The sequence below is a fragment of the Gimesia sp. genome, from assembly GCF_048260065.1.
Lineage (GTDB): Bacteria > Planctomycetota > Planctomycetia > Planctomycetales > Planctomycetaceae > Gimesia.
In genome coordinates this window covers 216080-227948 of record NZ_JBLXHC010000012.1, presented here as the reverse complement: position 1 = coordinate 227948, position 11869 = coordinate 216080, and the positions used below count along the sequence as shown (strand labels likewise).

Annotated in this window: 11 protein-coding genes; 4 read left to right on the top strand and 7 right to left on the bottom strand. The window is 49.8% G+C overall.

The window, feature by feature from the left end:
• Positions 1 to 92: 92 nt before the first annotated feature.
• Positions 93 to 533 carry a hypothetical protein gene (locus tag ACN0YN_RS21775; protein WP_417387133.1) on the bottom strand — a complete coding sequence of 147 codons (441 nt, stop codon included), beginning with the start codon at positions 531 to 533 and terminating at the stop codon, positions 93 to 95.
• A gap of 391 nt (positions 534 to 924) precedes the next feature.
• On the opposite strand from ACN0YN_RS21775, the gene ACN0YN_RS21770 reads away from it, so the two are divergent.
• Positions 925 to 1242, top strand: coding sequence for a hypothetical protein (locus tag ACN0YN_RS21770; RefSeq protein WP_417387132.1), 318 nt, complete (start codon positions 925 to 927; stop codon positions 1240 to 1242).
• A 177-nt stretch (positions 1243 to 1419) separates the two neighbouring features.
• Here ACN0YN_RS21770 and ACN0YN_RS21765 read toward each other — a convergent pair whose 3' ends face one another.
• The 3 genes from ACN0YN_RS21765 to ACN0YN_RS21755 all read right to left on the bottom strand — a co-directional run bounded on the left by ACN0YN_RS21765 (position 1420) and on the right by ACN0YN_RS21755 (position 5585).
• On the bottom strand, positions 1420 to 2439 hold the full coding sequence (locus tag ACN0YN_RS21765) for a DUF1559 domain-containing protein (RefSeq protein WP_417387131.1): 1020 nt from the start codon (positions 2437 to 2439) through the stop codon (positions 1420 to 1422).
• A gap of 281 nt (positions 2440 to 2720) precedes the next feature.
• Entirely contained in the window at positions 2721 to 3203 is a 483-nt protein-coding gene (locus tag ACN0YN_RS21760; RefSeq protein WP_417387130.1) for a hypothetical protein, read from the bottom strand.
• Between the two features lie 126 nt (positions 3204 to 3329).
• Positions 3330 to 5585 (bottom strand): protein kinase domain-containing protein, encoded by a 2256-nt coding sequence (locus ACN0YN_RS21755; protein WP_417387129.1) that lies wholly within the window; start codon positions 5583 to 5585, stop codon positions 3330 to 3332.
• A gap of 260 nt (positions 5586 to 5845) precedes the next feature.
• Between ACN0YN_RS21755 and ACN0YN_RS21750 the strand changes: the two genes are divergently transcribed.
• Positions 5846 to 6823 carry a linear amide C-N hydrolase gene (locus tag ACN0YN_RS21750; RefSeq protein ID WP_417387128.1) on the top strand — a complete coding sequence of 326 codons (978 nt, stop codon included), beginning with the start codon at positions 5846 to 5848 and terminating at the stop codon, positions 6821 to 6823.
• Between the two features lie 299 nt (positions 6824 to 7122).
• Here the strand turns inward: ACN0YN_RS21750 and ACN0YN_RS21745 are convergent, their stop codons facing one another.
• Both ACN0YN_RS21745 and ACN0YN_RS21740 read right to left on the bottom strand, forming a co-directional pair.
• Positions 7123 to 7416, bottom strand: coding sequence for a hypothetical protein (locus ACN0YN_RS21745; protein ID WP_417387127.1), 294 nt, complete (start codon positions 7414 to 7416; stop codon positions 7123 to 7125).
• Positions 7417 to 7528: 112 nt separating this feature from the next.
• Positions 7529 to 8038 carry a hypothetical protein gene (locus tag ACN0YN_RS21740; protein ID WP_417387126.1) on the bottom strand — a complete coding sequence of 170 codons (510 nt, stop codon included), beginning with the start codon at positions 8036 to 8038 and terminating at the stop codon, positions 7529 to 7531.
• A gap of 333 nt (positions 8039 to 8371) precedes the next feature.
• Between ACN0YN_RS21740 and ACN0YN_RS21735 the strand changes: the two genes are divergently transcribed.
• Together ACN0YN_RS21735 and ACN0YN_RS21730 are read left to right on the top strand one after the other, a co-directional pair.
• Positions 8372 to 9517: an NPCBM/NEW2 domain-containing protein gene (locus tag ACN0YN_RS21735; protein ID WP_417387125.1), complete on the top strand. Its 1146-nt coding sequence runs from the start codon at positions 8372 to 8374 to the stop codon at positions 9515 to 9517.
• A gap of 122 nt (positions 9518 to 9639) precedes the next feature.
• Complete coding sequence (locus ACN0YN_RS21730; protein WP_417387124.1) at positions 9640 to 10560, top strand: hypothetical protein; 921 nt, start codon at positions 9640 to 9642, stop codon at positions 10558 to 10560.
• Between the two features lie 256 nt (positions 10561 to 10816).
• Here ACN0YN_RS21730 and ACN0YN_RS21725 read toward each other — a convergent pair whose 3' ends face one another.
• The gene (locus tag ACN0YN_RS21725; protein ID WP_417387123.1) at positions 10817 to 11626 is read right to left on the bottom strand and encodes a hypothetical protein; all 810 of its coding nucleotides are present in this window, start codon (positions 11624 to 11626) and stop codon (positions 10817 to 10819) included.
• Positions 11627 to 11869 lie beyond the last annotated feature (243 nt).

Sequence of the window (11869 nt, the reverse complement as noted above, 5' to 3'; positions counted from 1 at the left end):
CCCCGATTTCATCTTCCTGACTCCCATGATTGCAACCGAAGGGAAACCAGCGTTTGAACTGATTGTGTTGTAACTGCGTCATCGATGACTGGCTACGAATGAGTCCATGTCTCGATCACCCAGCAGTCCGGGTTGTCTTCCAGCAATTTCCAATAGTAACGGCTCCACTTTTTCAGAGCAGCCTCATTCAGCTCGGCAGGATTCATCATGCGATGACCGAAATCATCGATATCGTGCCAGACGCCATCTGGTGTGACCACGGCACCCACTGAAACGTCATTTGAAATATCATTGCGCAAGCGGTCCACGCGGGATACATACCCCCTGTAATCATGCATCTCGGCGGGAAGTTCGGCATCGGTTTCCTCGCAGCATAAAGTCGCGTCGAACAGACACAGATAATCAAAACGCCAGTTCGGCTGGATGGTATCGTCATCTTTCAACCGATGAGGCGCGAGAAGTGCGTTCATCGCATCGACAATGCCAGACAGTGTTGTAGAAGCAGGAACAAGGACGTGCAGGTGTGTCTTCATTTACCGCCAAAGATTCAAGAGGATCGAATCACCATTGATAGACAAAACCAGACTGTGCCCGGCTTTACGGTAACATCTCCAGGTCCATTTGAACCGAGTCTATTAAATTGACAGTCATTATGGTTAAATGTGATGCGTATCAGGTACAGACTTAATCTATCATCTCACTGATTTTTTGTCTATTATCATTCGAAATCCAGAAGAGGTTGTACTCACCGTCTGCCCGGATGGTTCATTCGGTTGAGCCTGAAGAGAGTTTTGATGCAGCCGCTTATGAACTGTTACACCGCAATAACAATTCAACCTGTTCCAACTGTTGCCCGTCTTCATAACCATTGAGCAAGTGAGAGTGCCAGACTCGTATCACTAAATGTGCAGGGAGGCAGTTTGCATGTCTGAAAAAAAACGTACCAGATTCATCAGCATTGCAGGTTGTAGCCTGCTCTTTTTGCTTGTCTTGTATGTAGTGAGCACGGGACCAGTATTTGCCAAAACGATGCACTCGACCAGAGAATCACTGGATTCCGGCGAGATAGACCTGATTTTCTCACTCCAGAATTTTGATGTTTTTTATGCCCCCCTGAAAGGGGTTGTCAGAAACAACCCTTTTCTGGAAGACCTGCTCTACAACTATCTGTTTTTCTGCTCCGAAGCACTTTATCCAGAGGACCATGCAGGATATTTTGAACTACTCCCGGTCCCGGAATAACAGGCGTGCCGCCCAGTAGATTCGTAACATTTTCGTAAGTTGACCACAATACTCTTCTCTCGATTGCAGTGAATGCCCTGGAGGAATCGGAAGAGAGCATACGGGGCAGAACCTCACTCCGCCTTCCTGACTGGCAAAGAACAACATCGCTGTCACTTTTCACTTACCATCGAAGGCTTACCATTCACTTGTCATTCTCTCGCCGTCGTTGCGCACACATAACTGGCGGAAGAGTTTGTTGTTAATGTTTTTGGCCATCGTTTTCACAGAACCGTCGGCAAGTGCAAACACAACGACACCATCGTGCCACGAACCGAGTGTCAGATAGAGAGGACAGCCCGGCATCTGATTATTTACAAGGCCTAAACAGAATCCTTTGGGGCGGCCTTCCAGGTTGTAACCATCATGATAAAACCATTCGCCATCATCTGAGACGATGCTGCCTGCCAGAGCACTGTGGCTGTCTGCCCAGAAACCATAGGTAGACTCACCGATGAGAAGTGTATTCGATTCACCATCAGTGATGTCACGAAACCGGGTCCCACTATTTACATTTAAAATGCCTCCTGAAAAAATAGTGCGCCCCGGTTGCACTTCGACAAAACCTTTATGAACTCCGCCGACGCCACGATAGGTGGAGTAGCCAAGCCCCCCCGGACGATTGGAGGGCAAAGGGGCGCTGGGGCATACATAACTCTCAACATTCATTCGACAGGCCTCTTTACTGTCTGCCGAAAACTTGTCGAGATCGTAATTCACATGGATCATCGACTCCCCCATTTGGGGAAGAATCAATGCCTGCCAGGTCCACCAGGGCGAGATTTCCCATTCGGAAATGTGATATGCTCCCTCGAGACCACCATTTTTCGTGGCTTCCCGAAACGGAATATAGACTTCTTCCGGGAACCTGACATTGGCATTCGCAGGACCAAGCTCTGAACCATCCAATACCCAATCCGAAATCCAGCCAGACGGAAAACTGCGAAAGGAAGTCTCATAACTGTGTGTCGCCAGCGAGATCTGCTTCAGATTGTTGATGCACTCTGAGATGCGCGCAGTTTCACGAGCCCTCTGAATTGCGGGAAGAAGCAGTGACGCCAGTAAAGCAATGATGGCCATCACGACCAGGAGTTCAATTAAAGTAAAACCGCGTGTTCTGCGATGGGTTGGAGTACGGTATTTGAGCGCCGTAGACATGGGGATTCTCCTCAAGTTCAGTAACGATATCAGGGGCGAAACCGATAGCATTCCCACGAATCGATGAGGCTGACTGAAGGGCTGGCAGGAGTCGTGGTAGTAAACAATATTCAGTCTCCACATATGTATATTAGCCGGCACATATTGGAATTCAAGAGCAAATCATTCCATCAATCATCTTTTTGGCAAGCTCATCATTTAATTGCGACAATGTGCTGAGACCAAACGGCTGGAACATAAGGGAAGCCTCGGCTTCCCTCTTCCCGTGCTCCTGTTATTTTTCAAGAGTGTTTTTGACGGAGTTCAATCGCCGCACCACGTTCGGAGAGTGACTGGGCCACTGGCTGCAATGAAGTAAGAGGACCTGTGGCAATGACAGTCGGAACCGTCGCCATCTGCCTGCGGGTTTCCACAGCCGACCATCCCTTTAACTCACGGAGGAATCGATACACGTCTGTGGTTTCGGTGCCGGGATCAATGAGCAACAGTTCGACAATCGGCCATTGATCGGCACGCCAGCCAGCCCAGGAACTGGTCTGTATCTTTCCCGAGAACCGATCGACCGAAATACACCAGGCACCAGTCCGCGGGCAAGGCTGCCCGGTCGATAGGTAAGGCTCCAGCACGGGCTCAAAGATCCAGCCCCAGGGATACTCGTGACTGAATTCGTCAACAATCACGTATGACTCATGTGGATCAAGTTCATCCGCTTCTGAGTCGGCAACACTCTGTGCCAGTTCCTTCGCCGTGGCATATTCAATCATGGGAGAGCCAGCAATAATTTCATTCGTGGAGCAGTAGAGCAGAAAAAGTAACAGTCTCGGGATCCGGTAAGCTTAAAGGTACCACGTTCCCCCCTCCCGACAACAGTTCAAATTTCCCGATTGTTCTTACTCGATCACATTCAGCTGATCATCAACTGTGACCCACCGGGCACCGATGATTCTGCCGTCGCGTCCATTGCCGGAAGAGTCTTTTAATACGTTCGATCCGACTTCATCAAAGTGGTAGAGCCCCATGGTGTGTTCATCGGCTTTCAACCGTTTTTCCGGAGTGAAATTATTAGTGTAACGAACAATGCTCGAGAGACGGACCTCGTCAATAATTCCCCGAAAACTGTGATTGCTCGTCGGATTACTGGTTGTACGACCGATTTGAAAAATCGCGTTAGTATAAACCTGCTCCAGTTCTATAGAGTCTGTCATCGGTGTGTAGTTATTTTGCTTATCACTGACTTCAACCGAATAGTGAGTCTGTTCTCCATTCACATACAAACGGATTTGGGTACCATCGTAGATGGCAGCCACATGGTGTGCAGCAACCGTTCTCTTAACGGGATGAGAGAAGAGGCGAATATGCTTTTCCCCTTTAATTCCCGACGTCACTAAAAATCGGCTAAGTCCATTTTCTTCCAAGACCGAAACTCGAAAATTGACGTTCCCCATCATCAGGGCCACATCGATGCTTTGCTCACTTTCACGTTTCAAAGGACGGATAGTTGCTTCCAGGGTAAAGGGATGTGTGCCGTCGTACTTCAGACCCGGCAGTTCAACAGCACTCGACTCTCCGTCAAACTCCAGTGCATAGTTCTCTGGAAGACTTTGGTTCCCTGCTGCCGGCAGTGCGTTCAACTGCACGCGGACCGTTTCTTCCTGACCTGCTTTCATGGTGAATTGTTTTGTGAAAGTCTCGTAGCCGTTTTTTAACACTTGCACGGTATGAGATTTACCGTCCGCCGGTATCCTGACACGTTCCAAACCTGTGCCTGATTTGACGATCATCGCCCGTTGATCATCGACAGAGACTACGGCTCCTGCCAGATCAGGCTGATCCAGATCCAGAACGACCGTTGCGGCAGGGGGCCCACTATAGAGAACAAAACCTGCCAGCAACACCAGCGAAGCCAGCAGGGTTCCTGCAAGCATCCAGCCTCGTGGTCCTCTCCCCTTCTGACCTTGCACAACCGGATCATTAACGGTGGCTCCCTTCGCGTCTGGCAGAGAGTCTGAAAAAAACTGCGTCCGTTGTTCGCTCCCCGGGAGCACTTTGACTGGTTCAGGCGAAGCAGACCAGCTCTGCTGTGAGGGCCGTAATGCAGAACCCATCGATGGGCTCGAATCCGCATTCTGGGGAAGACATTCCTGAATGGCCTCGATTACTTCCTGCATCGTCTGGAAACGATCAGCAGGTTCCTTGGCGATCATTTTTTGATAAAGCGCATCGACGGCTGGAGGAATTTCCGGACACGCATGACAGAGCGAAGGGATTGCCTGTTCTCGATGGGCAAGAATTTTGCTGATCACACTGGTTCCGCTGTAAACCGGGTCGCCGGTCAATAAAAAATAGAACGAACATCCCAGGCTGTAAATATCGGAACGGCGATCTGCCGAATGTGTATTGAGGGCCTGCTCGGGCGACATAAAGTCGATGGTCCCCATCATGCTGCCCGATTCGGTCAGGGAAGTGACCGTGTGCTCTTCATTGGGATTATCAATCCGGGCCAGCCCCATATCCAGAACTTTAACCGTTCCTGAATTGTCCAGCAGTATGTTGGCAGGTTTGATATCGCGATGAATAATTCCCTGTTCGTGAGCATATTCCAGCCCCCGGGCCGCCTGCAGAATTAAATTCAGCGCCTGATCGACGGGGAACGGCCCGTGGGTTTTCACACAGGCTGAGAGATTCGTACCGGGCACGTACTCCATCACCAGGAAATGAATCTGATTATACTCATCGGCATCATAAGCGGTGACAATATGGGGATGATTCAAGCGGGCGACCGCTTTGACCTCCCGATGGAACCGCTGAATCGACTGTTCATTCGCGCTCATGACGGCTGGCAACATTTTCAATGCCACCAGTCGTTCCATGCGACGGTGTTCCGCCAGGTAAACATCACCCATCCCCCCGCCGCCAATCCGGTCCCGGATCAGGTAGTTCCCCAGCAGCAGTTTCTGTCCCCGGCCTTCACAGATCATTTGAGCCTGGTACGGCGTCAGTTTATTGTGCTCCACCAGCAGGCTGCTCAACTCTTCCACCGAATCGATCTCAGTGGACTGTGATTTCAAAAAAGCAGCGACATCCTCAGCAGAGAGAATGCCACTTTCCCCGATCTGAGAAATAAACTGTTCAAGAATCATCGGCATGGCGGGTAAAGGGCCTGATCGTGTTCTGGATAGAGGGTGTGAACATAACCAATTTACTGTATATTCGGCCAATTACAAGTGATGATTGAGGGATACTTCTACCTGGAGTTCTATTGTCTGTTCATGTACTTTTCCTGTTGATCGTAGTCCTGAAGAATGAAACTGGTCTTTGCCTCTACTCAAAACAATTCAGGTCTGATATGAGTATCTCAGAATCAAATCTCCAGCCCGTTTCACTCCATTTATAGAAAAACAGATCTATGTGCACACGTGCGGTTTATTTTGGTAAGGACAATCAGACAGTCACGGGTCGAACCATGGACTGGAAGGAAGAAATGCACACCAATCTCTGGGTGTTTCCCCGGGGCATGAGCCGCAATGGAGGCTTGGGGGACGCCTCGCTTACCTGGACCAGTCGCTATGGAAGCCTGATTGCTTCGGTTTACGAAGGAGGCACCGCGGACGGCATGAATGAGCAAGGCCTGGTCGCCAATCTGCTTTACCTGGCGGAGTCACAATATCATGTCGAACAGGATACGCGACCGGCGATTGTGATCACCGTCTGGGCTCAATACGTGCTCGATCAGTTCGCCACTGTGGCTGAAGCGGTTGCTGAAATTGAAAAAGAATCGTTCCGCATGGTCCCGGTGGTCGCTCCCAACGGCGCGGAAGGAACCGTGCATCTGGCGATCTCCGATCCGTCCGGCGATTCTGCGATTTTTGAATACATCAACGGCGAATTGAAAATTCACCACGCCCGCGAGTTCCAGGTGATGACGAATTCGCCGGTATTTGACGAACAACTGGCCCTCAACCGCTACTGGCAGCAGATCGGCGGGACAGTCATGTTGCCGGGAACCAACCGCGCGGCAGATCGATTTGCCCGGGCTTCCTTTTATATCAATGCCTGTCATCAGTCAGACCAGGCACGCGAAGCCGTGGCCAGTGTATTCAGTGTCATGCGAAATGTGAGTGTACCGCGCGGGATCAGTACTCCCGATCAGCCCAATATCTCGACGACGATCTGGCGCACGGTCAGCGATCAGAAGAACCGGGTCTATTTCTTCGAAAATACGGCCAGCCCGAGTCTGGTCTGGGTACGACTCAGCCAACTCGATTTCAGCGAAGGGGCAGGAGTCAGGAAACTGACGCTTGACGGAAACCCGGATCTGGCGGGAGACCAGTCAACCAGCTTTGAACCGTCAGAGCCGTTCCAATTTCTTGTACCAGCCGTTTGATGACTGAATTTGAGACACAGAAACCATGCATTTAACAATGCCGGCGGCACTCGGAAATCAGACCGCGAGTTGAAGAGAAATATTGTTACTTCTATGTCAACTTCGATGCCGTTCAGAAAAGGAACCCTGGCTTCCCACATCCAGTGGCCCTGCTGTTGTTTCACGTTTGTTTTGACGGATTTCAAAGTTCGAGTCACATTCGAGGAGCTCCTCAGCTCTTTGTGTCTCATGATTTACTTGAGCGAATGCCCTGCGGCTGATCAGGAGAGGCAATGGGGAGCAGATCACTTGTCTAAGACTCAGAACTGACTGCTCTCTTTTCTGGCTCGATAATTTCTTCCTTTCCAGATTGCGAATACAGCAAAGGGGAAAACCAACAGGTTGGCAAGGAACGCTTCGATCTGACAGCCGATAATCTGTTCGGGTTCATAACCGCCATAAATGTGTATCGCTACGGCCAGCCCCATCAAAAAATAAAACCCGATCAGGAGTTGTGATAAGACCATTCCGAAAACACCCATGCGGTATGACAGCAGGATTGTCATGCAGTAGAGGCCCAGTAACAACGTGATAAATGGTACGATGAATAACACTGCTTTACTCACTGATCTGAGAATAAATAAGACTGAGTTCTAAGGAACAGACCTCAATACAGTTTTCCAAACTCTCTGACACTCTATCCTTACCACTTTGAACCCTTCAGACTTATTCAGGTTTGAGAGGTTCACGTTTGAGAGGCGCAACAAATCCAGGCGCAACGGTATCGTCGGTCTCCTGTTTTTCAGGGGGCGCGCTGCCGATAAAACATTGTCCTGAGGGATCGGGGGCGACATTCGGGCGTCTCGCGAACGATTCGACGTTCCCGATTTCCAGATTCCAGCTGCTATCGCCTCGACTGACGTTTAACGAGTATTCATACAGCCCGCCATCCACTGCAGTGCCGTACCATTTGATCGTTGTAAAGCCCGTCGGTACATCTTCGTAGAGTGTTCCCTTCCAGGTCACGCCAACATCTGTTACCAGGTTCTGGCACATAGGGTTTACACGCCGTTCCGGAATACAATAGGTTTTGATGTCATCCAGCGACCAGCGCGCTTCCAGGGCAGCGGTCACTTCCTCCGGGGATGTCAACTGCTGTGGGGCTTCCGTCTTCTCTTTAGTAGCGTTCCCGGCTGGCATATCGGAAGCCGTCGGCTGGCAGCTCCATACCGCCATCAGCATTACCGTGCCGCACAGAAGATTTCGCAGTATCGGATAGCAGAACATTTTGTTCTCCAGAGACTGTCATGCAGATTGTGATCTGGCAGATGTTTCAGACACTCGCTCTATGATAACAGCCTTGTACAGTAACACAAATAAAAGTGTTCCGGAGATCAGTTTTGAATCGACGTCGATCCTGGCAACGAATCAGGAACTTGATCCAATTGGGATATTCCGGTTGAAACTGTTGAAAGAAAGCTTGGCATGTCACAGTGGTTCACTTAGGATGGAGACTGTATTTCTGTCTATTCCTACAAGCGTTCGAATAAATATCGATCGGGCTCAGTAATGTCATCATATAAAAGTCAGTTTGTTGTTCACATGCTGTTGATTCTCTTGTGTGCTCTGCTCCTTCCAGAAGGAACTCGGGTTCTGCAGGCGTTTCCCCCTGCCGGGAATATTGATTTCAATGAGAAATACAAACAACTGTTACAGGATGCGAAAACGGCCCCTTCCCAGGGGAGGTTGAAAGATGTGGCGTTTGACGCGATCAACGCCAGTCAGTCTGCGATCCAGTCAGGCGATTATTCTTCTGCAGTGAAAATCGCTACTTTCGCCAGCAAAATCGGTAAATCGGCACGCAGCAACCATGCCTTTACTTTGGCGAACAGCTTAAAAAAACGCAGCATCATGCTGTCAAACGAATATCGTGATGTGGAAAAATCTCATCAAAAACTGCAGGAGAATCCGAATGACGCCAGCGCCGCAGCCCAATACGGAAAGTTTGTCGCTTTAAAATTGAACGACTGGAAAGAAGGACTGTTCTGGCTCGCGAAAGGAGATGATGCGGAGTATCAAAACCTGGCAAAGCAGGAAATCGCCAGCTCAAATGATAACGATGCCCAGCTCACGGTGGCCAATGGCTGGTATCAGTTAGCTCAGACAGAGAAAGGCTCAACACAGCAGGAACTGGAAATGCACGCGTATGACCTGTATAGCCAGGCATGGTCGCGCACGCTGGGCCCCGATCGAGCGGTACTGAATGCCAGGTTAAACCAGATGCCCCTGCGGTATCTGAATCACATGCAGGAAGAGGATGTGGCTCATGGTGGATGGCCTTTCGGGAAGAATGGTGATCCGGGAAATGGCAAGGGACGATTTACCGTCAATCAGATTGAGTTTCCCAATGGCCTGGGTATGGTTCCGGCCAGTCGAGGTTCCGCAAGCGTGTCATACCAGTTGGACGGTCAATTCAAAACGTTTGTCACCGGCGTGGCTCTCAAGGATGATAATTATCAATTCACCGGTACCGTTACTTTTATGGTCTTGGGAGACAACAAAGTTCTCTGGAAATGCCCTTTGAAAGATCAACAGGACGTGCAGTTCTGTAAAGTTTCGGTCAAGAACATTAACCGACTGGTAATTCGCACGGAAACAAAAGCGATTAATCGGGGTGCACACGCCGTCTGGCTCGATCCGCACGTTCTGAAATAAAACAGAAAATAACGAAGGAGCTACCACTGACATCGACATCGATTTATTCTCTGGTGTTTGCTGCGCGTACCCCACGCTAGACATGGCTGGTCGCAATCGTATTCGGTCTCCTGCTTTTACCGGTGGGCAACGCAGTTCACTCGGGACAGGAAACCGGACCCGCGCAGGCAGAAACAAATTCTCCCTCAACCGAAGCAGAAGCAGTTCCGCTGGGGCTTCCTGATCCGGAAAATCCGGTGACAGCACCGAAGCTGCTCTATCTCGCCTGGCAGCAGGATGGGGTTCGCTCGACAGGCATGTCGATTCCCAGTACGGTCTGGAAGCCAGACGGCACGATTTTGAGTCAGGAAAAGTCAGACGAAATTCTCAAGCAAGTAAAATCCTTTGATGTCTATTGGCGCCAGGAAGACGATCTGAATCCGTTGAGCATGGTCTTTCAGGTTGACGGGCGACTGGTGGACTCCCCTGTCCTGCCTACAGTGATCACCGCCGATGGCGTCCGTCACACAGGCGGAGCAACGGTGAATAGCCCTCGTAATGGAATGATCGTATCAGCGGCTGCACCTTATCAGAGTACTCTTGCGAACTGGCCCGAGGAAATCGCAGTGGAGATCAGATACCCCATCGAAAACAGGGTGATCGCCAAAACACTGAAGGAGATTCCCGACGAGCCGGTACAGATTGCCAAAGGGGTCAGCTGGTATCTTGACCCGAACCGAGCGAGGGAAACAGATCCGGCAACAGGAAAATTTCAAATCGCCTACGATAAAACAGCAGCTGTATTACAGGTTAACAGGGAAACCGCTGACAAGCTGACGCAGTACGAATGCCGTGTCTATCTGCGTGGTCAAAAAGCACCATTACAGGGACAGTATTCCACAATCATAGAACCTGACGGACAGCTAAATGAGATCCGTGTCTCCAAATCGTTCGCGCAGAAACAGGACATCGAAAAAGTCGAGATTGTGCGGCAGAGATTCAAGACAGGACTTATCAAAAACATCCCGGTGAAGCTGCTATTGCTGCCAGAAGCGAATGACTGACATTCTCAGAACCCAAAAAGAAACAGCGGCGATCCTGAACCGTTCCGGTACAATTCATCATCCATAGAATCGATAGGTCCCTGTCTCAACAGGCAATTATTGTCAAGAGATACTCGGCGCTGCGTTAATCGATCACTAAGGATCGGCGCGAGTAAAGAAATGAAGCACTACAAGCGGCTTGCAGCATATCGTTTATACAAATCATACTCGTCGAAACTCTCATTACTTCGTATTGGAATGCCCTGTGAAATCCGGTTTATTTCAACAGCTTGAACAGGATAACGGTAAGCGCGACAAAGACAAAAACCAGCCAGAGGGGAATTGTGAATACATTCTCATCTTTCACGGGTTTAAACCCGTAATCGATCATCTCGGGCAGTTCCGGTCCTTCTTCCGGCTCGAATGGAACCAGGTATCCCCGTTGTACCAGTTGATTTACAAAGCGATCTGACAGACGCTGCAGATACAGCAGCATTTCGTCCTGGTTATGTATGGTCTGGTAAGATTCTCCCCGTTTGGCAACCACCTGTCGATGATGCTCCAGTAACTCCTCAATTTTGCACTCCGAATGATATGTCACTGAACTTCCCGGTGTCTTATCAAATCTCTGACTTCCCACCGTAGTTGTGATCGTTCTTTCCGAGTCAATAAAGGTGTGCAGCCCATCGTTGCCCCAACAGGCAGAGTTCGCTTCACCGAAAATGACTGGAGCCGATACGACATACCGACCACTTTTGTGCCGTGACAGAACGCGGACACCAATCAGCTTTAAATGATCACGGTTTCGTCCGTGCAGGTAGCTTTCCAGCAGAGGCTCTACGAATCCCTGTTCTGCAAAGTGATCGAGGATAGAGATCACCTCCGACCGCGACGTTTCCGGAACCTGATCCAGTTCAATCAACCGCTCACGAATATCCTCTTTCACCGGACTGATGCCGGGTTTGGTGTGCGCCAGACGAAATTTGCACATTAACCAGACATAAAAACCCAGCACAATGCGCGGGGAGCACAACCGGAGAAATTCACGTAATGAAAGACGCTCCATGTGTTCTTCATAAAATTCCATGCTGCTGCTTAATCTGAAAATCGTTGAAGCAGGGAAAGCAATTCCCGGCCGTAATCTGTATTTCCTCTAACTCCATAACAGGACGAATGTCAGAGAGAATGAACCTGTCTGTATATCATATACAACAATACCTGGAGATATGAAACCATTCTGATCATCTCTCTCTTCAAACAACAACCATGAGTGCAGTCTGTTCCCTGATTCACTATAACTGGCTAAGCTGTACAACAGGAAAATACTCAG